This window comes from Streptomyces sp. NPDC048671, assembly GCF_055587045.1.
The window spans coordinates 427,581-448,704 of sequence record NZ_JBVJHB010000006.1 but is presented as its reverse complement, the minus strand read 5'-3'; the positions used below and the strand labels follow the sequence as shown (position 1 = coordinate 448,704).

At 68.3% G+C, this 21,124-nt stretch carries 18 protein-coding genes; 9 read left to right on the top strand and 9 right to left on the bottom strand.

The genetic code is table 11. The features are described from left to right. Positions 1-12: 12 nt before the first annotated feature. From hemB to ACZ6S6_RS15235, 6 genes are all read left to right on the top strand, one after another. A complete protein-coding gene (gene hemB / locus ACZ6S6_RS15260; protein WP_362963479.1) occupies positions 13-1,026 on the top strand; it encodes a porphobilinogen synthase in 1,014 nt (337 codons plus the stop codon). A 401-nt stretch (positions 1,027-1,427) separates the two neighbouring features. Further along, the gene (locus tag ACZ6S6_RS15255; RefSeq protein WP_362963477.1) at positions 1,428-2,099 is read left to right on the top strand and encodes a hypothetical protein; all 672 of its coding nucleotides are present in this window, start codon (positions 1,428-1,430) and stop codon (positions 2,097-2,099) included. Continuing rightward, positions 2,096-4,255: an N-6 DNA methylase gene (locus ACZ6S6_RS15250; protein ID WP_469705924.1), complete on the top strand. Its 2,160-nt coding sequence runs from the start codon at positions 2,096-2,098 to the stop codon at positions 4,253-4,255. Before ACZ6S6_RS15255 ends, ACZ6S6_RS15250 begins: the two co-directional genes overlap by 4 nt. A 75-nt stretch (positions 4,256-4,330) precedes the next feature. Then, positions 4,331-5,905, top strand: coding sequence for a class I SAM-dependent DNA methyltransferase (locus ACZ6S6_RS15245; protein ID WP_362963473.1), 1,575 nt, complete (start codon positions 4,331-4,333; stop codon positions 5,903-5,905). Further along, positions 5,905-7,101 (top strand): restriction endonuclease subunit S, encoded by a 1,197-nt coding sequence (locus tag ACZ6S6_RS15240; RefSeq protein WP_469705923.1) that lies wholly within the window; start codon positions 5,905-5,907, stop codon positions 7,099-7,101. The genes ACZ6S6_RS15245 and ACZ6S6_RS15240 overlap by 1 nt, the downstream gene beginning before the upstream one ends. Beyond that, entirely contained in the window at positions 7,098-10,343 is a 3,246-nt protein-coding gene (locus ACZ6S6_RS15235; RefSeq protein ID WP_362963469.1) for a type I restriction endonuclease subunit R, read from the top strand. The genes ACZ6S6_RS15240 and ACZ6S6_RS15235 overlap by 4 nt, the downstream gene beginning before the upstream one ends. A gap of 52 nt (positions 10,344-10,395) precedes the next feature. Here ACZ6S6_RS15235 and ACZ6S6_RS15230 read toward each other — a convergent pair whose 3' ends face one another. The 4 genes from ACZ6S6_RS15230 to ACZ6S6_RS15215 all read right to left on the bottom strand — a co-directional run bounded on the left by ACZ6S6_RS15230 (position 10,396) and on the right by ACZ6S6_RS15215 (position 13,477). Next, positions 10,396-10,926: a HEAT repeat domain-containing protein gene (locus ACZ6S6_RS15230; RefSeq protein ID WP_362963467.1), complete on the bottom strand. Its 531-nt coding sequence runs from the start codon at positions 10,924-10,926 to the stop codon at positions 10,396-10,398. Between the two features lie 131 nt (positions 10,927-11,057). After that, positions 11,058-11,840 (bottom strand): DUF4232 domain-containing protein, encoded by a 783-nt coding sequence (locus ACZ6S6_RS15225; protein WP_469705922.1) that lies wholly within the window; start codon positions 11,838-11,840, stop codon positions 11,058-11,060. A gap of 84 nt (positions 11,841-11,924) precedes the next feature. Further along, positions 11,925-12,671 (bottom strand): DUF4232 domain-containing protein, encoded by a 747-nt coding sequence (locus ACZ6S6_RS15220; protein WP_469705921.1) that lies wholly within the window; start codon positions 12,669-12,671, stop codon positions 11,925-11,927. 53 nt (positions 12,672-12,724) lie between these two features. After that, the gene (locus tag ACZ6S6_RS15215) at positions 12,725-13,477 is read right to left on the bottom strand and encodes a DUF4232 domain-containing protein (protein WP_469705920.1); all 753 of its coding nucleotides are present in this window, start codon (positions 13,475-13,477) and stop codon (positions 12,725-12,727) included. A gap of 414 nt (positions 13,478-13,891) precedes the next feature. On the opposite strand from ACZ6S6_RS15215, the gene ACZ6S6_RS15210 reads away from it, so the two are divergent. Next, on the top strand, positions 13,892-15,343 hold the full coding sequence (locus ACZ6S6_RS15210; protein WP_469705919.1) for a helix-turn-helix domain-containing protein: 1,452 nt from the start codon (positions 13,892-13,894) through the stop codon (positions 15,341-15,343). Positions 15,344-15,469: 126 nt separating this feature from the next. Here ACZ6S6_RS15210 and ACZ6S6_RS15205 read toward each other — a convergent pair whose 3' ends face one another. Then, positions 15,470-16,753, bottom strand: coding sequence for a choice-of-anchor A family protein (locus tag ACZ6S6_RS15205; protein ID WP_362963457.1), 1,284 nt, complete (start codon positions 16,751-16,753; stop codon positions 15,470-15,472). A 499-nt stretch (positions 16,754-17,252) separates the two neighbouring features. Here ACZ6S6_RS15205 and ACZ6S6_RS15200 point away from each other — a divergent pair, with 499 nt between their 5' ends. Beyond that, positions 17,253-18,266, top strand: coding sequence for a MarR family transcriptional regulator (locus ACZ6S6_RS15200; protein WP_469705918.1), 1,014 nt, complete (start codon positions 17,253-17,255; stop codon positions 18,264-18,266). Positions 18,267-18,292: 26 nt separating this feature from the next. Here ACZ6S6_RS15200 and ACZ6S6_RS15195 read toward each other — a convergent pair whose 3' ends face one another. The 4 genes from ACZ6S6_RS15195 to ACZ6S6_RS15180 are packed head-to-tail and all read right to left on the bottom strand — an operon-like array spanning position 18,293 to position 20,543. Further along, positions 18,293-19,090 (bottom strand): DUF4253 domain-containing protein, encoded by a 798-nt coding sequence (locus ACZ6S6_RS15195; protein ID WP_469705917.1) that lies wholly within the window; start codon positions 19,088-19,090, stop codon positions 18,293-18,295. A gap of 37 nt (positions 19,091-19,127) precedes the next feature. Continuing rightward, complete coding sequence (locus tag ACZ6S6_RS15190) at positions 19,128-19,427, bottom strand: DUF397 domain-containing protein (RefSeq protein WP_469705916.1); 300 nt, start codon at positions 19,425-19,427, stop codon at positions 19,128-19,130. A 55-nt stretch (positions 19,428-19,482) separates the two neighbouring features. Beyond that, positions 19,483-19,722 (bottom strand): DUF397 domain-containing protein, encoded by a 240-nt coding sequence (locus tag ACZ6S6_RS15185; protein WP_469705915.1) that lies wholly within the window; start codon positions 19,720-19,722, stop codon positions 19,483-19,485. Beyond that, positions 19,719-20,543 carry a helix-turn-helix domain-containing protein gene (locus ACZ6S6_RS15180; RefSeq protein WP_469705914.1) on the bottom strand — a complete coding sequence of 275 codons (825 nt, stop codon included), beginning with the start codon at positions 20,541-20,543 and terminating at the stop codon, positions 19,719-19,721. The genes ACZ6S6_RS15185 and ACZ6S6_RS15180 overlap by 4 nt, the downstream gene beginning before the upstream one ends. 113 nt (positions 20,544-20,656) lie before the next feature. On the opposite strand from ACZ6S6_RS15180, the gene ACZ6S6_RS15175 reads away from it, so the two are divergent. Continuing rightward, a complete protein-coding gene (locus ACZ6S6_RS15175; RefSeq protein ID WP_469705913.1) occupies positions 20,657-21,121 on the top strand; it encodes an ATP-binding protein in 465 nt (154 codons plus the stop codon). Positions 21,122-21,124: the final 3 nt, after the last annotated feature.

The following is a 21,124-nucleotide window of genomic DNA, read 5'->3' as shown; positions in this document are numbered from 1 at the left end:
TAGTCTCGAAGGATGACTGTGTACGGAAACTTCCCCGGCTCTCGCCCCCGACGGCTGCGGACGACCCCCGCGATGCGGCGGATGGTCGCCGAGACACGGCTCGACCCGGCGAATCTGATCCTGCCCGCGTTCGTGCGTGAGGGCATCGCGGCCCCCGTTCCCATCTCGGCCATGCCCGGCGTGCAGCAGCACACCCTGGACACCCTGCGGAAGGCAGCGGTCGACGCGGTCTCGGCGGGTGTCGCCGGGATCATGCTCTTCGGCGTGCCGCTGGAGGAGAAGAAGGACGCCCGCGGCACGGCCGGCACCGACCCGGAGGGCATCCTCCAGCTCGGTCTGCGCGCGGTGCGCGAGGAGGTCGGTGACGATCTCGTCGTGATGTCCGACCTCTGTCTGGACGAGACCACCGACCACGGCCACTGCGGTGTGCTGACCGAGGACGGCCGGGTCGACAACGACGCGACGCTGGAGCGGTACGCCGAGATGGCCCAGGTCCAGGCCGACGCGGGCGCCCATGTGGTCGGCCCCAGCGGCATGATGGACGGCCAGGTCGGCGTGATCCGCGACGCGCTGGACCAGACGGGGTACGAGGACGTCTCGATCCTCGCGTACACGGTGAAGTACTCCTCCGCCTTCTACGGCCCGTTCCGCGAGGCCGTCGGCTCCTCGCTCAAGGGCGACCGCAAGACGTACCAGCAGGACCCGGCCAACACCCGCGAGTCCCTGCGCGAGCTGGCGCTCGACCTCGACGAGGGCGCGGACATGGTCATGGTCAAGCCGGCCGGACCGTACCTGGACGTCCTGGCGAAGGTCGCCGAGTCGGTGGACGTGCCGGTCGCCGCGTACCAGATCAGCGGCGAGTACTCGATGATCGAGGCCGCGGCGGAGAAGGGCTGGATCGACCGGGACGCGGCGATCATGGAGAGCCTGACCGGTATCCGGCGGGCGGGTGCGCAGATGATCCTGACGTACTGGGCGACGGAGGTCGCGCAGCGGCTGGGCGACCAGCGGCGAGGGAAAAGCTGAGGGGATTCCGACGGAATTGCCGACGGAATTGCCGACGGAATTGAAGGAATGTTGAGGGATGCGACCCGCGCACACGAGGGTTGCATCCCTTCTCAATGAGGTGACTTGATGCGGGAGTCGACTGAGAAGGGCGCTTCTCGGCAATCGTAGGTTGTTGAGCGTGGACAGATCGTCAGTGAGTCGCTAGGGTCATACGAAGCCGAGGCGGCGATGCCGTCGGCGGCCCGGTGTCTGCCGACGGGCGGCATAGGTACGCCGTCGTGTGCGCCTGAATCGGACGGGCACACACGACGGCGGTTTACCAGGCTGTGCCCCGGGCTGTGTGTCTGAGCAGTGACAGGACTCCAAGGCGTACATCAGCGAGGCTAACACGCCTGCGGGCGGTCCGAAAGGTGGGGGCAGTGACCGGAAACGAGGCGCAGGGCGTCATCGAGGCGATTTCGCAGCAGCGCTTCAAGCCGTACCTCGACGACTGCCGGGGTGATCGGGCTGCCGCGCTGCGTCTCTACGCCTGGGACGGGGAGATCGCGAGGGCGTTCCACAGCCCCCTGCGTGACCTCGAAGTGAGCTTACGTAACCGGCTCCACCGACGGCTCGTGGACCGGTACCGGAGAGATGACTGGTGGCACGCGCCCCGGGTGCAGTTGAGTGATGTCAGTGAGAAGCAGGTCCTGAGCGCTGAGAAGGGGCTGCGCAAGCGCGGTAGGAGGGTCGGGCCGGACGACATGGTCGCGAAGCTGACGTTCGGCTTCTGGGTGGGGCTCCTGGGCAGGAGCAACAACTACGAGTACCAGTTCTGGCAGCCGGCGTTGCGGCACTGTTTCCGTGATTACGAGGGGCAGCGTGGCCCGCTCCAGAGGGAGTTCGAGTCGGTCCGGTTGTTCCGTAACCGCATCGCACACCATGAGCGGATCTGTCACCGCCGCCTGGAGGACGACTTCCGGACCGTCGTCGAACTGACCCGGTACCTCTCTCCGGAAACCGCTGCCCGGCATGAGAAGTACAGCCAGGTGCCTGAGGTGCTTGCCCGGCGGGCGAGGGTGTTGTGCGGAGACGAGGAGATCCGGTTGTGAGCGAGGGGCAGCACGGAGAGCGGGTGACGCTCGGGGAGATCAAACAGCTCGCGGGTGTGGGCCGCCCCACCGTCAGCAACTGGCGTCGGCGTTTCGCCCGGGAGGTGCTGGAGGCGGCGAACGACAAGCGCCCAGCGTTTCCGGATCCCGTCGCCGGCACCGACGGAAAACCGCTTTTCGACGCCGAGGAGATCGCATGTTGGCTCGATCTGCGACCGCTCCCTGACGCCGACACCGAGAAGGACGGGGAGCCTGTCACCTACGGAGAACGGTTCCGTCAGGAACTGAAGGTGAGGGGCCTGGTCGCCCTTCGGTACGAGACCCGTTCCGCGGACCGTCTCATCGCGCAGGTTCTCGCCGTCCTGGCGATGGATGCCGAGGGGGAGGCCTGGGTTCCCGAGTATCTGCCACCGACCCTCCTGCCGGATCGGGCTGCTGCTACTGCCCGTGTCCGGGATGTGGCCAGGGAGCTCGCCGAGGTGCGTGGTGGTGAGGGAGCGGCCGCCGATGAGGTTCTCAACCTGGCGGGGCGACTCGAATCGGACCTGGCGATGGATGCCACCCCTCAGACGGTTGTGGACCTGGTGTCGCTTCTTGTCGGGTCGCTCGGAGGCGGTACGGACGAGCAGGCATCGGTGATCAACCTCTGTGCGGGTACAGGAGAGTTGCTTCTCGGACTCAAGGACCTCGACGGCCACGGCGACTTGGTGGCGGTCGAGCCCGACGCCTTTCGCCGCACGCTGCTGATCTCCCGGCTGCTGTGTCACTGGCTGGGGTCCGTGGATGTCTTTGCCTCCCCCACCGACCTCGACACCCCGCAGGCCTTGGCCGGGCTCGGAGCGGATGCCTCGTACCGGCTCTCGCACGCGGATATCGTCGTCGCCGACCCTCCGTACGCCTCGGGCGAACGGGACCGCGACGAGGACGGGCCGCTCGGCTGGGCGCTCGAAGCGCTGCGTCGGCTCAATCCGCAGGGCCGGGGTTACGTGGTCGTTCCGTCGTGGACCCTGGCCCGTCCCCGTACGGCCGAGCCCACACCGACGGTACGGATGCGCCAGGAACTGCTCGACCGAGATTCGCTGGCGGCCATCATTCAACTGCCACGCCGTATCCACCCCTTCCGTACCGGTGCGGAGCACGCGCTGCTCGTTCTGCGCCGGGACGCTTCGTCAGAGGACAGAGGACGGGTGCTTCTGGTCGACGCCGACAGGATTGCCGGGCGCGTGGGAGCCGACTGGCCGCGTCATGTCGCCGAGATCCTGCGAACCCGCACGTCGCCGGTCGCGGAGGAAGCCCGGTATGCCACCGTGCAGGCGAGTGCCGGTGCCGAGGCTCTCGCCGACGGCCGCTCAGTCCTGCCCGGGCACCGGCTGGCCTCGCCGGAGCAGGGGCTCGACCACTTCGCTGCCACCAGGGATGCGAGGCAGAGCGCCTTCGATGTGCTGCCGCAGCTGAAGGAGTGGCTTGGCGGACTCGGTGTGCGCAAGCGGTCCGAGTCGGTGCGGCATATCAAGGTCGGCGACCAGCTGAAGGCGGGATCGCTGAGGTTGCTGGCTGGCCACCGCATCCGGGAGAGCGACATCGGTGACGCAGGAGTGCCGGTGATCGGGCGGGAGGAGATGCTGGGCGCGCTCCCGATCGGCAGCCGGCGCATTCTCCCCGAACACTTGGCCGCCTACCCGCAGGCGATGGTTACCGACCGGGGTGATGTGTTCCTGCTGACCGAGCACGGGGTTCGCACGCAGGTGGATGATGCGGGCGGCTGCGTACTGCTCGCGCCGGTGCAGGGACTGCGGATCGCGGCGTACAGGGCGTATCTGAACGAGTCGGCGAAGAGTGGGGCACGGCATCCGGAGAGTCTGTGGATGCGCCCCCAGGCGCTCGCACGCCTCCTGGCGGCCCCCCGGAACCAGCGTCGCGGCAGCGGGTCCCTCGTACGGCGGGTGAGCGTACGGGACATGGACCTGCCGCAGTTGCCCAGGGAGGAGATCGCCGACCTGGAAGCGATCCTGGCCGAGGCGGAACGGCACCGCGCGGAGGTGCGGCGGCAGTTGGCCGCACTGGACACACTGGCCGAGCGGTTGGCGGCGGGCGTGGCGGACGGCGACCTGCGCCTGCGTCAGCGTCAGCCGTCCGAACCGGGCCCTCGGGCCTGACAGGCGCCCCTTTTGAACCACGAGAGAAACGAGTACCCCGTGCCACCCCGTAAGAAGCAGACCGAACCTGCCGACATGAAGCAGATCCTGTGGCAGGCCGCGGACAAGCTGCGCGGCAGCCTGGACGCCGCCGCCTACAAGCACTTCGTGCTGGGCCTCGTCTTCCTCAAGTACGTCTCCGCCGCGATGAGCGAGAAGCGGGCGCAGCTGGAGGCCGAGCTGAGGGAGGAGGGTGGCTGGAGCGAGGAGGACATCCTTGTCACGCTGGAGGAGCGGCGCGAGTACACGGGCGCCGGCATCTTCTACGTACCTCCGACCGCTCGTTGGGAGGCCGTTCTCGAGCGGGCCGGCGCGACCGTGGAAGGGCAGACGGTAGGCGAGGCGATCGATGCGGCGATGCTGGCGATCGAGGCGCAGAACCCGGCGCTGAAGAAGACCCTGCCGAAGATCTACGCCGCCGGTCGGGTCGATGACGAGCGCCTCGTCGGACTGATCAGGCTGCTGGACCGGCTTGCCTTCCAGGAGCAGCTGGGCGACGACGGCCGCCGTAAGGGTGCGCGGGACATCATGGGGGAGGTGTACGAGTACTTCCTGGCTGAGTTCGCTCTGAAGGAGGGCCGCAAGGGCGGGGAGTATTTCACCCCGGAGAGCGTGGTGCAGCTGCTGGTGGAGGTGCTGGAGCCGCAGCCGGGCGAGCGGGTGTACGACCCGGCGTGCGGATCGGGCGGCATGTTCGTGCAGGCGGAGAAGTTCATCGAATCGCACGGCGGGAATCCGCTGAACGTCGCGGTCTACGGTCAGGAACTCAACCAGACCACCTGGCAGTTGGCCCATATGAACCTGGCCATCCACGGTGTGGAAGCGAATCTGGGTGACGAGCCGGCCGACACCTTCCGCAACGACCAGCACCCGGCGCTCAAGGCGGATGTGGTGATGGCCAACCCGCCGTTCAACATCTCCGACTGGGGCGGGGAGATGCTCGGCATGGACAAGCGGTGGGTGTACGGGGCTCCGCCCGTCGGCAACGCGAACTACGCCTGGCTCCAGCACATGATCAGCAAGCTCGCGCCGAGCGGCCGGGCGGGGGTCGTTCTCGCGAACGGCTCCATGAGCAGCAAGCAGTCCGGCGAGGGCGACATCCGCCGGGGCATGGTCGAGGACGACCTGGTGATGTGCATGATCGCGCTGCCCGGGCAGCTGTTCCGGTCGACGCAGATTCCGGCGTGCCTGTGGTTCCTCGCGGAGGGGAAGGGGCGGCACTCGGGGTGGGTGCGGGGGCGTAAGGGGGAGGTTCTGTTCATCGACGCGCACGAGTTCGGCGTGATGAAGAACCGGACCCTGAAGGAGCTGACGCCCGAGGAGATCGTCGGCCGTATCGGTGACACGGTGCGGGCTTGGCGGGGGGCGGAGAAGGGGGCGCCTTACGAGGACGTGGCGGGGTTCTGCGCGAGTGTGGGCGTGGACGCGATCGCGGAACACGACTTTGTGCTGACGCCGGGGCGGTACGTGGGTACGGCGGAGGCTGAGATCGACCCGGACGCGGAGCCGGTGGAGGCGAAGATCGCGCGACTGACGGCGTTGCTGCGGGAGCAGTTCGCGGAGTCGGAGCGGTTGGCGAAGGTTGTGGATGAGCAGTTGGGGAGGGTTTGATGGGGGAATGGAGGCATGTCACTCTCGAGAGCCTTTGCTCTGAGATCACAGTTGGTCATGTGGGCTCGATGGCAGAGGAATACGTGCCGCACGGAATCCCCTTCCTGCGGTCGAAAAACATTAGGCCCGGACGCATCGACCTTTCCGGCATCGTGCACATCGGTGTCGAATTTCACGAGCGTCTGACGAAGTCGATGCTACGTGGAAATGATGTCGTCATCGTCAGAACGGGGGTTCCAGGGGCGGCAGCCGTTGTTCCATTTGATTTCGGTCCCGCTAACTGCTCCGATTTGATTATTGCTCGCCCGGGGGGCGCAGTTGATCCGAGATTCTTGTGCTACTCAATCAATGCGACATCTAGTGCGTTCGTATCCGCCCATTCGGTAGGCGCAGTTCAGCAGCATTTTAATGTGGGATCTGCCAAGGGCTTGAAGATCCTGATGCCGCCCAAATTGAAGGATCAGCAGGCCATTGCCGAGGTGCTCGGTGCGCTGGACGACAAGATCGCGCTCAACGAGCGGATCCGCAGCACCGCTCTGGGCCTCGCCGACGCTTGCTACGAGGCGGCGGAAAAGAGCAGTCATCCAGAGACTATCGGTGACCTGGCAGCCCTCTTCGACGGCCCGCACGCGACACCCCAGAAGACGCCGGAAGGCCCCTGGTTTCTCAGTATCAGCAGTCTCAAGAGTGGATACCTGGACCTGGCCGAGTCGGCCCATCTCTCCGAGGACGACTTTCCTCGCTGGACACGTCGCGTGCAGCCGAAAGCAGGAGACATGCTCTTCTCTTACGAAACACGCCTTGGTGACGCGGCCCTCATGCCGGCCGGAGTCCGGGGAAGCCTCGGGCGCCGCATGGCGCTGCTGCGAAGTAAATCCGACGCGGTCAGCGGAGCGCTGCTCCTTCACGCCTACCTGGCACCCGCATTCCAGGAGGAGATTAAGCGTCGTACCATCCACGGCGCCACCGTCGATCGGCTGCCGCTCAAAGAAATGCCCGCCTGGCGCATTTACCTTCCCGCTACCGGTGAACGTGAACGGCTGTCCGCGAAACTCGACGCACTGCACAACACTGTGATGCAGACGGCCACCGAGTGCCGCAGCCTCACTGACCTCCGCGACACCCTCCTCCCTCAACTCATCACCGGCAAGCTCCGCGTCAAGGACGCAACCCGCATCGTGGAGGACGAGGTATGACCGACGCCGGATCGCAGGCCCACCCCACCGGTGAGCCCCCCATCGACCGTCTCACCGAGAAGGAGCTGGAGCTGCACGCCCTCGGAGTACTCGGCGAGATGGGATGGCAGCACGTACCCGGGGCCGAGTCGGGGCCCGTGTACGGGGTGCGGAAGGGGTGGAGGGACCTCGTCCTGTACCCCAACCTTCGCAAGGCGATCCGGCGTCGCTACCCGAAGCTGCCCGAGAGCGTGGCCGGCGACGCCATATCCCTGCTTCTCGAGCAGCAAACCCAGCACGACCTCCGCGAGAACCACCGGTTCTACGAGCGGCTGACCAGCGGAGTCTCCGTCCCGTACGACGACCCCGCCACCGGCGAGACGCGCCATGCCGTCATCCGGCCCGTCGACTTCGGCGATCCCCACGCCAACAACCTGATCGCGGCCAGTCAGGTACGGATCAAGAGCGTCAAGGACCGCACGTTCATATTCGACATCGTCCTGTACGTGAACGGGCTGCCGCTCGCCGTCATCGAGCTGAAGAAGGCCGACAGCAACGACAGCGCACGCACCGCCTACGACCAGCTCCAGGGCTACCGGCGCGAGCTGAAGCAGACCGGTACGTTCGCCACGTTTCTCGTCATGCTCGCCTCAGACGGGATCACCGCCCGCATGGGCACGCCCTTCACGCCCTGGCAGCACATGGCTCCGTGGCACGCCGATGACCAGAACCGCATGCTGCGCAAGCATCAGCGCGAGGATGGGCGGGCGTTGGAGCGCATGCTGTACGGGGCGTTCGAGCCGGCCCGTCTCCTGGACCTGATCGGCAACTTCCTCTCGTACTCCGCCGAGAAGTCCGGCGACGTCAACACCGTCAAGCTCGCCAAGGCACATCAGTACATCGCCGTGAACGCGGCCGTTCGGGCCACCGAGTCGGCTCTCGCGACCGACGGTCGGGCGGGTGTCGTCTGGCATACGCAGGGTGCGGGGAAGAGCGAGGAAATGCTCTTCTACGTGGGGAAGGCCGCTTCGACACCCGAGCTGTCGAGCCCGACCTTCGTCATGCTGACGGACCGGATCGACCTCGACGACCAGCTGTACAGGACGTTCGCCGCCAGCGACACCCTGCGCAAGAGGACGAAGCAGGAGCCGCAGACCGCCGACGACGCCGGGAAGCTGCGTGAGCTGCTCAACAGTCCGAAGAGCAACGGCGGGGTCGTCTTCGCGACACTCCAGAAGTTCCGGCTGACCGAGGCCGAGCGCAAGGCCGGCGTCAGGCATCCGCAGATCTCGCCCCGCCGTGACGTGATCGTCGTCGTCGACGAGGCGCACCGCAGCCACTACGACTTCATCGACGGCTACGCCCGCAATCTGCGCGACGCCCTCCCGAACGCCACGTTCATCGCCTTCACCGGCACACCGATCAACAACAACACTGGCAGCACGCAGAGCGTGTTCGGCGGGAACATCCACACGTACGACCTCACCCAGGCCGTGGACGACGGGGCCACCGTGCCCGTCTTCTATGAACCGCACCTCGTCAAGGTCGACCTCATCAAGGACGCGGACCTCGACGATCTGGATGCTCGCGCGGAAGGCCTGATCGAAGGGCTGGACGAGGACGAGAAGCGTGCCGCGCGGCAGCAGTTCGGGCGGTACGAGGCCCTGATCGGGTCACCCGCCCGGACCGGGGAGCTGGCCGGGCATCTGCTGGAGCACTGGGATGCGCGCAGCGAGGAAATGGAGAAGCTTACGGGCCACAAGGGCAAGGGCATGGTTGTCTGCGCCTCCCGGGCCATCGCCGCGCGATTGTTTGAGGAGGTGATTCGCCGCAGGCCTGACTGGGCGGGGGAGCGTGACCCGAAGTCGGAGTTGCTGACGGACACCACCGGGCGCATCCGTGTGGTCTTCACGGGGAACGCCGCTTCGGATGACGAAGAGGTCGCTGACTACATCCGTACGCCCACCCAGCTGAAGAAGATCCAGGAGCGGGTGACCGACCCTGAGGACGAACTGGAGCTGGTGATCGTCCAGTCCCTGTGGCTGACCGGCTTCGACGCACCGCCTCTGCACACCCTTTACCTGGACAAACGCATGCGCGGGGCCGCGCTCATGCAGGCCATCGCCCGCGTCAACCGCACCTGGCCCGGCAAGCCCTCCGGGCTGGTCGTCGACTTCCAGGGCGTCATACGGGAGATCAAGGAAGCCCTCGCCGAGTATTCCGAGCAGGACCAGGCGGACCCCATGCTGGGCGCCGACCTCGCGGGTGCGGTCCAGATCGTCCGGGAGAGCCACCAGCAGATCGTGGACATCCTGCACGGGTGTCGGTGGAGGAACACATTCGCAGCAGGCGGTCCCCGCTCCTACCGTGAGGCCCTTGTCGAGGTGCTGGAGTTCCTGATCGCGCCGGAGCCGGGCTTGGAGCCCGAACAGGCCACGCGCAAGCAGCGGTTCATGTACCACTCAGGCCTGCTCCGGCAGGCTTTCTCGCTCTGCCCGACCGATCAGCGCGTACAGGATCTGCTGCCCGACATCCGGTTCTTCGAGTCCGTGAGGAAGTCGCGGGAGAAGTACACGGCGGATGAGCGACAGGAGCAGAGCACAGACACCGCGGCGGACATGGAGCTGCTCATTGCCCAGCTCCACGCCTCGGTCATCGCAGCCGACGGCGTTGTGGACATCTATGACGCCGCAGGCCTGACCAAACCGGACCTGTCCCATCTGGACGAGTCCCTCCTGCGCAAGCTCCAGGCGTCCAAGCACCCGAACCTGGCGATCGAGGCGCTGCGCCGGGCACTGCTCAAGGAGATCCGGGACGCCCACCCCCGTAACCTGACACGGCAGGAGGGCTTCACGAGCCGCGTACGCGCCGCGATGAACCGGTACACGAACGGGCTCCTGACCGCAGCCGAGTTCATGAAGTTCCTCATCAAGCTGGCGCAGGAGGTCTCCGCCGACCGGGGACGGGCCAAGGACCTCGGGCTCACCGAGGACGAGCTGGCCTTCTACGACGCGCTGGCCGCCGACCCCTCAGCGGTCGAGCAGATGGAGGACTCGGTTCTCGCGCGGATCGCGCATGAGCTCTATGAGCAGATCCGTAAGGACGTCACCGTCGACTGGAAGCTCAAGGAGCAGGCCCGGGACCGGATCATGGCACGTGTGCTCCGGCTCCTGCGGAAGTACGGATATCCGCCGGACAAGCAGCCCGCGGCGATCGAGCGGGTGCTGAAGCAGGCGGAGGACCTGGCCGAGGCGATGGCTTGAGCTGAGCCAGGGTCTCTCGGCCGGCCCTGGACGATTCTGCATGCCAGAAGCCTCAGAGCACCGGTTCGCCGCCCCAGGCGGTGAGGATGCGGGCCGCCTCCCGGCCCAGCGTCCGGTCGTCGGCCAGCCGGTGCAGCACCTCGGCCCGGCCCTCGCTCGGGCCCGCGTGGCTGAGCGCGGCCAGGGCGTTGTCCCGGACGAGCTGGTCCTCGTCGGAGAGGACGGCGGCCGCCATCGCGTCGTGGATCTCCGGGTCGTCCGCGTAGGGGCCGAGCGCCATGGCCGCGTACTGCCGCACCAGGTCCTCATCGGGCCCGCGCATCACGGCCAGCAGCGCGCGGGCGGCCCGCTGCCGGTGCGTGTCCTGCGTGGGCGGCCACAGCCGCAGGGCTGTCGTGGCCTCGATCCTGGCGAGCTCGTACTCCTCGGTGTCCTCGGTCACCGAGGCGAGGAAGGTCAGGGCCGCCGGGTGGTCGGGCCGGTCCGCGAGTATGCCGCCTATCCCCGCGACGAGTTCGCGTCTCCTGTCGCTCTCGGGGGGCTGTGCGCGGAACTGGTCGATGAGGCTCTCTGTCCGGTCCATCGTGTGTGACTTCCCCGTGGGAGACGGCGTACTCCCCGTACGCGCCCGCGCCCGCGCCCCGCCTGCCCCGCCGGTGGGCGGGGTGGACGGGGGGTGGGCGGGACAGACGGGGCAGAAGGGGCGGACGGGGCTCAGTACTGGAGGGCGTCGGCCATCTCGGTCTGCCAGTAGGTGACGAAGCCGTTGTCGTCCCAGTAGGTGTTGGCCGGGAGCGTCAGCTCGGCGGGGGTGCCTGTGGAGCCCACGTTGTTCTTGCCGGCGAAGTTGACCTGGAGGTGGGTGGCCTTGCGCGGGGCCGGGCCGTTGCCGGGCTCGCCGGTCAGGCCGATGGCGGCGTAGGCGGACTGGCCCGGGTCGAGTGTCACGACGGCCTGGGGCTGGCTGTCGTCCAGGATCGGGAAGACGGCCTGGGCGTCGTCGAAGCGGAGCTTGGGTGCGTAGTAGGCGTCGCAGAGCTGGGAGCCCGCGTTCGTCACGGTCAGCAGCAGGTGGTTGATGGGGCGGCTCACCTTGGTGACGGTGACCTTGGTGTTGCTGCCGGTGCAGGTGACCCTCTTGCTGCTGCTGCTGGCGGTGTTGCCTGCCTTGTCCGTGGAGCCGCTGGTGTTCTTCGCGTCGCTCTTGGCGGGCGGCGCGGTGTTCTTCGTCGTGCCGCTGCCGCTGCCGCTGGTCTTGGTGCCGGAGTTGGTGGCGGGGGCGTCGGTGGCGCCCTCCTCCGGTGCGGCGGTCTGGGACTGGGACTGGGACTCGGGCTGGGACGTGGCCTGCTTGTCGATGGTGTTCGCCACCGGGGCGGCCGCTCCCGCCTTGCTGCTCTCGCTGTTGCCGCTGTCACCGCTGCACGCGGTGAGCGAGAGGGCGGCCAGGAGCGCGGTGGCGGCGACGACGGTGGTGCGGATGCGGTTGCTGCGCATGGTGGTACTCCCCGTGAAGTGGTGATGCTGGTGGTGGTGCTGGTGGTCTGTACGGTTCAGTGCCGGTTGTTCAGTAGCGGCTGTTCAGTAGGTGAGCGCGTCGGCCATCTCGGTCTGCCAGTAGGTGACGAAGCCGTTGTCGTCCCAGTAGGTGTTGGACGGGAGCGTCAGGTTGACCGGGGTGCCCGAGGAGCCTTCGGAGTTCCGGCCGGAGAAGTTCACCTGAAGGTGGGTGGCCTTGCGCGGGGCCGGGCCGGCGCCGGGCTCTCCGGTCAGGCCGATGGCGGCGTAGGCGGACTGGCCCGGGTCGAGCGTCACGACGGCCTGGGGCTGGCTGTCGTCGAGGATGGGGAAGACGGCCTGGGCGTCGTCGAAGCGGAGCTTGGGTGCGTAGTACGCGTAGCAGGGGCGGTCGCCCGTGTTGGTCAGGGTCAGCAGCAGGTGGTTGAGGGGGCGGCTCACCGTGCTGACGCTGGTCCTGGTGTTCCCGCCGTGGCAGGTGACGGGGGTGCGGTCGGCGGTGTCGCCTGCCCGGTCCGTGGAGCTGGAGCCGGTGGTGTTCTTCGCGTCGTTCTTCGCGTCGTTCTTGGCGGGGGCAGCGGTGTTCTTGGGCGTGCTGCCGGTGCCGGTGCCGGTGGTCTTCTCCTTCGGAGCGGCCGTCGCCGTCGGGGCCGGCGGGGACTGCTCGACGGCCGTGTGTGCTGCCGGAGCGGCCGCTCCCGCCTTGGCGCTCTCGCTGCCGGCGACCTCACTGCCGCACGCGGTGAGGGAGAGGGCGGCCAGGAGGGCGGTGGCGGCGAGGACGGTGGTGCGGATGCTGTTCCTGCGCATGGTGGTACTCCCCGTGAAGTGTGGTGGTGGTGGTCGGCGCTGGTCGGCGGTGCTCAGTACTGGAGGGCGTCGTCCATGCTCATCTGCCAGTAGGAGACGCTCAGGCTGCTGTCCACGTACGTGCTCTTGGAGAGCGGCACACTGACCGACGATCCGGTGTTGTCGGAGTTGCCGTCGCGGTTCTGGAAGCTGACGCTCAGGTCCTTGGTGGAGTACCCGTTCGAGCCGCTGCCGTCGGCGGCGGACGTCATGACGCCGGTGTAGGCGGACTCGCCCGGGTTGATGGTCGTGACGGCCTGCGGCTTGCTGTCCTCGAAGGTGTTCGGCACGGCCTGGGCCTCGCCGAACTTCAGGTACGGGTAGTAGTAGGCGTTGCAGGCCTTCGAACCGGTGTTGGTCATCGTGAGCAGCATGTGGTTGACGGGGCGGCTCACCTTGGTCATGGACAGCTTGGTGTTCGCTCCGGTGCAGGCCAGCGTGACCGGGCCGTCGTCGCCGGCCGGCTTCTCCTTGACCTTGTCGCCGCCGGAGCCCGAACCGGAGCCGGTGTCCGAGCCCGAGCCGGTGTTCGAGCCGGTGGAGTCCTTGCCCTTGCCCTGGTCGGCGGGCGGGTTCGTCGCCTCCTTGTCCCCGGAGGCGCCGGCGCTTTCCGCCGGGGTCTGGGACGAACCGGCCGAAGCGGAGGCGTGGTCGTCGAGCGGCGCCGCGTCATCACCCTGGCAGGCCGTCAGAGACAGGGAGGCGATCAGTGCGACGGCGCCGAGAGCGGAGGTGCGGGCGGCGCGGCGGAAGTTGATGGTACGCACGAGATGTTTTCCGTTCGTTGAGTGTTGTGGAGTGTGGGGCCCCGCTTTGGCACACCGGGGCCCGGCGGATGTACTGGACAATGGCGTGTGGTCAGAGGTTCCACAGGAGTGCGATGACGGTTGCGACAGAGGCGATCAGAACTCCTGTGGCCACTGCATCGGTCAGGCTGAGTTGAGGACGAGTACGCACGGCTGCTCCCGGGGACGGGCAAGTGGTGAATGTACGAGTCGCGCTGCTCGCCCTTGCCGGGGTGCTGCTGCGGTGTGTTCCACCATCGTGTCCGGTCCTCGGATCAGGCGGCAACGATTGCCGAGGGGTACGGGACGCTGGAACGGAAACATGGCCTCTGACCTGCAAGGACATCACCTGCCTGGGACGCCGTTCCGGGAGGGCAGTAGAGGGGAACGGTCAGAGTGGGCACGGAGATCCAGAACTTCGCCGCATTGCTCAGGGGGCTGAAGGAGCGCTCGGGGCTGAGCTACGGAGCGCTGGCCCAGAAGCTGCACATGAGCACCTCCACGATTCACCGGTACTGCAACGGGGAGGCGGTCCCACACGACTACGCGCCGGTCGAGCGCTTCGCGCGCGCGTGCCGTGCGCCGTCGGACGAGCTGGTGGCGTTGCACCGGCAGTGGATCCTCGCCGACGAGGCGAAGCGGCGAGGGGCCCGGAAGCCGGAGGCGGCTGGGGCGTTCGAGCCGTCGATGGCGACGGCGGAGCTCGCGGCCTCGCCGCCGCCGGAGCCGGTGAACCGGCTGGAGCCGGCCCCGGGGCCGGGATCAGAACCGGGACCGGAATCAGAAACGGAATCAGGACCGGGCTCGGAAGCGGAGCCGGAGAGGGCCCCCGGTCCAGCGGCGGCCGACGACGTGACGCCGGATGCGCGGCGCCCCGGTGCCGAACCGGCCCCGGGTCGGTTGTCCGGCAAGCGGCTGCGTGTCCTGCTCGCGGCCGTCGCGGTCGTGGCGCTCACCGTGCCCACCGCGTGGGCGATCAACCACTACTCGGACGACCGCACCCGCGAGGAGGGTATGGACACGCCGCGCAGCAGCGCACCGCCCACCCCGGGCCGGAACGGCAGCACGTCTCCGTCGCCGAGTCCTTCGAAGCCCTCGCCGTCCGCGACCAGCGGTTCCGCGTCACCCTCCGCGACGGCCACGAAGCCCACCGCCCCTCAGGGCGCGGGCGGGGAGGGAGAGAAAGGCGCCGGGTCCCAGGGGGTGCCGGTGACCTCCACTCTCAGTTCGTACAACTGGGACTGGCCCTGCGGGCAGTACTTCCTGCTCGACCGGGACCCCAGGGGCATGCCTCCGGTGCCGGACGTCGCTGACAGGGCCAGGCGCAACTGGTCGGCGCAGCTGGGCGGGGTGGACGGCGGAAAGATGCTGATCGAACTCACCTTGCAGGGAGCTTCGCGGGATGCGGTCGTCCTGAAGGCGCTCCACGTCCGGGTGGTGAAGCAGACGGCGGCCAACGACTGGCCGGCGTACTCGATGGGGGAGGGCTGCGGGGGCGGCATCATGCCGCAGTCGTTCAATATCGACCTGGACGACAGCCAGCCCGTATCGCGGCCGGTCGCCGGTGAGGACGGCGGCAAGGCCGTACCGGCGAAGAACTTCCCGTACCGGGTGAGCTCCACCGATGTGGAGGTGTTCCACGTCAACGCGCACACCGAGGACCATGACGTGACCTGGTACCTGGAGCTGGACTGGTCCAGCAAGGGCCGGAGCGGGACGTTGCGCATCGATGACAACGGAAAGCCGTTCCGCACGGCCGGCATGAGGAACCGGCCCGTGTACGAATACCGGTCCGACACGGCCGTGTGGGAGGACATCTCGGAATCGCTGGAGGGGCAGGGAAACTGATGACGTCCGGTCCGTCCGGTCCGTCCGGTCGCCCGGATGGGATGGACCGGACTGGACACGGCCGGATCAGCGACCGAGGCGCCGGACGCGGTGAGTCCGCGCCCGGCGCGTGTCGTACGGGGTGCCTCAGGCCTGCTTGCGGCGGCGGGCCGCCACGACCAGGCCGGCGCCTGCGGCGAGTACAGCCGCGCCGCCGATGACGATCGGGATCGTGCCGCTGCTGCCGGTCGAGGCCAGGTCGCCGCCACCGTCGCTGTCACCGGTGGTGCCCGGTGCGGGGCTGTCGGACGAGGACGGGGTGCCGGGTGCCGGGGATTCGGACGGGCTGTCGGACGGAGCGGTGCCGGGGGACGGAGGCACCGAGGCAGACGGGGTTCCGGTCGCCGGCGGCGTTGTTCCGGGGGTGCTGCTCGGGGTCGTGCCGGGCGACGGGGTCTCCTCGCCGGGGACCTCGGGGAGGCAGCCGGTGAAGGGGAAGTGGTGCGTCTCGGCGCCGCCGGAACCGTGCAGGGAGGCCACCCACACCGAACCGTTGACCGGTGCCGCCGTTCCCAGTTCCAGGTGGGCCTTGGGGGCGAGCACGCTGCCGGGCCAGGCGGCCTGGCTGTTCTTGGTGACCTTGGTGGCGTCGGGGAAGTTCCACAGCAGCTTGGCCCGCACCTTGCCCTCGGACGCGCTCTGCAGCTTGTCGTCCAGGACGAAGTCCTGACCACCCGACAGGAAGAAGCCCGTGGTACCGGCGGCCGCCATGTCGTAGTCCTGTCCGCTGACGTTGACGATCGTCGTCGCCCCGGCCGGAACCTTGATGAAGACCTCCTTGGCCTTCTCCAGCTGGTCCGCCTGTACGGAGAAGACGTTACGGCCGCTGTCGCGGCCCTCCAGCGTCAGCCGGTTCCCGTCGAGCCGCACCTGGGTGCCGGAGGTGGCGGGCTCCTCGGCCAGCGCGGTGGAGTAGGACCCGAGCTTGGCGAACTCCGCGTCGAAGTCGATGAGGTCGGCCTTCTGGCTGAAGGTGCCGTGGTGCAGTTCGACGGCGCGGTCCTTGACCGCGCCGCCGACGACCGCGTTGCCCTTCATCACGACGGTGGCCGAACCACCGTTGAGCAGGTTGCCGCGGACGACGAGCGACGCCCGGCCGGGCAGGGCGTCGACCTCGGCGGCCGACAGTTCGTTGGCGACGCTGAATCCACCCCGGAAGTCGGCGTTGCCGCCGACGGCTACCGCACCTTCGGCGTCGGGGGAGTGGACGTCGTCCCCGAGGACGAACTCGCCGTACTTACCGGCGATGCCGAAGGCGTCGGTGGTGCAGTCCGTCGGGGCGGGGGTGGCCTGGGCGGCCGGAGCGACGGTGAGCCCGAGTACGAGGGCGCCGCCGATCGCCGCGAGAGCGGCAGAGGTGGGTATGCGCATGATGCGTAGTTCTCCTGCGGGCATTTATGAAGGTTCTGTGGCGACTTCGGTCATGATTCCCACATATCCCAGAATTGGTCAAGACCAATGCGTGATTCTGCTGGGCGCTGGGCGCTGGGCGCTGGGCGCTGGACGCTCGGGGCTCGATGCTCGATGCTCGGAGCTCGACGCTCGGGGCTCGGGCTTCGAGAGGGTCCAGTCACTCGTTCGGGGGACGGTGGGTCGGGCTCCGCCCGGGGCTTGAGACCCGAGCCGCGAGCTCCGAGCCACGAGCTCCGAGGTTCGAGCGCCTTCTTTTAACCGGTAGGGAAAGAAGGGTGGTTGGGAAAACCTTCCCGACCTCCCTGACCCGTCACGGCCAGCAAGTATGACTAATGGTGACAGCTTGCGACGCTGCGTCGCGAGTGTCTACGGTGCGAGAACTAAACGACCCCGACGCGGTGTATTCAGCACCGAGCCGGGGTCTGACCTCCAAGATCGAAGTAAGAGGACCGATCTCGTGGCTGTTCAGAACTTTAGTCCCGCCCTGCCTGCGACCGCAGTGTCGGCCCCGTACCCGATGGCCCATCCGGGTTACGGCAAGCGAACTGTTCCGGATCAACTCCCGCCCCGTGCTGATGACTTCGCGCTGCTGCCCTTGCGGGAGCGGTATGTGGCCGGGTTCATCGAGCAGCTGCCCGAGGGTGCCACGATGAGCGTGAAGTGCCTCGCCAAGCAGCTCCCGTTGTACGGGCAGCAGGCCGTCAGCTCCGCGCTGACCGCGCTGTCGGTGGCCGGGCACCTGCGGCGCGTACGGTGCGCGGTCGGTGGCGGTGACGAGGTGCGGTGGGTGTTCCGGACCTTCTGGTCGCGGACCGCCCACGACAGCGAATGGTGGGCGAACCATCTGGCTCCCGTGTCCGAGCCCGTGCCCGTGCTCGTGTCCGCCCTCGTGCCCGAGCCTGCGCCTCAGCCCGTACGGGAACCGATGCCGGAACGGGCACCCGTACCGGTGCGGGAACCGGTACCTGCGCCCGTCCGGGAAGCGGTGCCTGCACCCCGGACGGAGCGCCCTGCCCCCTCCCCCGCGTACCTCGCGCTGGCCGGGCTCGGGCGGGTCGACACACGCCTCGCGCTCTCCGCCGCCGACTGCACGGTCCTGGAGACCCTGGCCGAGCGGTGGTTCGCACGCGGCGTTGACGCCGACTACCTCACCAGCGCCCTCACCGCCGGACTGCCCGCCCGCGTCGACTCACCCGTCGGCTTCGTCCGCCGCCGCCTCAACGACAAAATCCCGCCCGCACTGCCCACCACCCCCACACCGCCGCCCGCCGGTGCCCCCACCCGGCGCGTGATGATGGAATGCACCGAATGCGGCACCCCCGGCCGCCCCGAAGCACTCCCCGATGGCCTCTGCCAACCCTGCCGCCAGCCCGCAACCACCGCCACCGACACCCAGGCCGCCCTGCCCGTCGAACGCGACGTCAGCGCCCATGTCGCCGGACTGCGCGGGCTCCTGGCGGCCGGTAAGTGAGTTGGTGCGCTCACCTGCAGTCCGGCTCAGTCCCACCAGAACGCCCACGTCACCTGGTTCAGCACCGCCTTCTCCGCGTATGTCTGGAGGGTGTTGAGCGTCGACTGCTGGATGTTGTCCGGGCAGAACGCGAAGTGCTCGGCGGCCAGCGCCTCGGCCTCCGCCGCCGTGGTCGGCGGGCGGCTCACGGAGACGACCATCGTGTCGAAGCCGAGCACCACGACACGCGCCCCGAACCGGTCCTCCCAGGAACGGAGTACCGCGCAGAGCCGAGCCACGTCGTTCTCGTGGTTGAGCGGTCCCGACCAGCCGATCGCCGCCGGTATGTCCGCGCTGCGCCGCGCGGGCACCAGTCCGGCTCGCATTCCGGCCGGCGAGAAGTCCATCTGGGTCATCTGGTCCGCGATCTCGGCCGCCAGACCGTCCGGGGTGTCCGGCCCCGCCTCAGCCGGCACGGGGGCCAGGCCCGGCCAGCCGGTCTCGGAGTCGTCGAGGTCGAGTTCGTCGTCGGCGTACGCCTCCCACACCTCGCTCATGACGTCTTCGGCGTCATGGTCCCCGGGGTACGTCGTCCCGGCCGGGGTGAGGTCCCAGTGCTCGGGCCACTGGGTGCGCATCCCGCCGTCGATCAGTACCGGAAGCAGCCCGACCGGCCGCCCCAACGCGCGCAGCGCGGCCCACGAGCCGGGGGACGCGGACTCGTCCCCGTACCAGAGCAGTGGCTCGTCCCACGCGCCGTCGACCGTGTCGACCACGAGTGTGCCGGGCGGGAGTTCCAGCCCGGTGTCGGCCGGGGAGCGGAGAGGATTCGGGAGCGTCGCCATGCCAAAACCCTAGGCGCCCCCACTGACAGTCGTCCCGTCAGCGTCCTACGTGCCCGGTGAACGTGGCCCAGGTGGTGGGGGCGAGGGTGAGCGCGGGGCCTTCGGGGTTCTTGGAGTCGCGGACGTGTACGGCGCGGGGGTGGGCGGCGACCTCGACGCAGGCGCCGCCCTGCTCGCTGCTGTAGCTGGACTTCCGCCAGTCGTAGGCGACTTCGAGACAAGCGCCGCCTTCGCTGCCGCTGTAGCTGGACTTTCGCCAGTTGTAAGCGACTTCGAGGCATTCGCCGCCCTCGCTGCCGCTGTAGCTGGATTTGAACCAAGTGTGTGCGGTGCTCATAGCTCTCCTAGCAGCCGGTCCAGCAGTCCCCTTGAACCCATTGACAGGCGTCCCGTCAGCGTCCTACGTGCCCGGTGAACGTGGCCCAGGTGGTGGGGGCGAGGGTGAGTGCGGGGCCTTCGGGGTTCTTGGAGTCGCGGACGTGCACGGCGTGGGGGTGGGCGGCGATCTCGACGCACTCGCCGCCTTCGCTGCCGCTGTAGCTGGACTTCCGCCAGTCGTAGGCGACTTCGAGGCACTCGCCACCGTCGCTGCCGCTGTAGCTGGATTTGAACCAAGTGTGTGCGGTGCTCATAGCTCTCCTAGCAGCCGGTCCAACAGACCCTTCGAATCCTCGACGTTGAGGGCCTGCGTCCGCAGCATCGCATATCTCTGCGCGAGGATGCTGATGTCGTCCGGGTCGGAGATGAGCTGGCTGCCACGCTGCGTTTCGGTGTAGGCGATGCGCTGGTAGTCCGGTGTTTCCAGCAGGATGAACGGGCCGTCGAGGGCTGCGTGCGTGGCTCGGTCCAAAGGCATGATCTGGAGCGCGAACCCCGGGAGATCAGCACATGCACGCAGGTGGCGGAGGGTCTCCTCATGCACGACAGGGCTGCCCAAAGGTGCCCGCACGATCGCCTCGGAGATGATGAAGCTCGTAGTCGGCGGGAGTGTGCGCCGCATGATCTCCTGACGCTCCAGCCGGTTGCTGACGTGGGTGTCGATCTCCTCCGGGCTGAACGCGGGAACGCGGCTGCCGAAGACGGCCCGCGCGTACGCCTCCGTCTGCAACAGGCCGGGCAGAACCTGATTGGCGAAGAAGGACAACGCCAGCGCCGACCGCTCCAGGTCCATGTACTGCTCCGCCCACGCCGGGATCAGGTCTACCTCCGGCATGTTGTCCACCGCCGTCTCCAGCGTGCCCTTCGTGTCCAGGAGGCTGTCCAGGACGCGGGCCAGGGGAGGGAGCAGGGTGCGGCGGCCCTGTTCGATGGAGGCGATGGTTTCCGGCTGGGCGCAGGCCTGTTCGGCCAGTTGGCGCTGGGTCAGTCCTGCGGCGATGCGGAACCGGGCCACCAGCGCGCCCACGAGCTTCATTGCCGACGCGTTCTTGCGCTGCCGATTCCTGGGATGCATACGGTCCCCACTCCCCACTCTCGTCCGTACTTCACGCGTGATCCGGCCGTACAGGAAATCTGTACGGATGCACGCACTGCATCAGCGTAGTCACGCAGTGTGACTCTCGTCTCATGAACGAGACGATGCAACTCGTGCTGATGCGCGAGCGGTTCTACCGGCGCGAACGCCGATCGGTGCGGTCCGTACGGGAGTTCGTACGGGACGCCGCCGAGGACTGGGGGTACGGGGCGCGGGCCGACGACGTACTTCTCTGCGTGAGCGAGCTGGCGACCAACGCCCTGGTGCACGGGGTGCCGCCGGGGCGCGGGTACCGGGTGCGGCTGATGCTCAGTGAGGCGGGGCGGCTGCTGCGGGTCGAGGTGCACGACAGCGGGGACGGGACGCCCGCTGCGCGGGAGCCGGCCGGGGAGTCGGGGCGGGGGCTGCTGATCGTGGCGGCGTACTCCGACGGGTGGGGGGTGGGGGAGCGCAGCCCCGGCAAGGTCGTCTGGTGCCAGTTCCGCGGGGGGCGGGGAGCGGTGGCGGCCGGGGCCCTCCAGGGCGTCCCAGGTGGTGAGATTTCGCCAACTCCGTGAAGG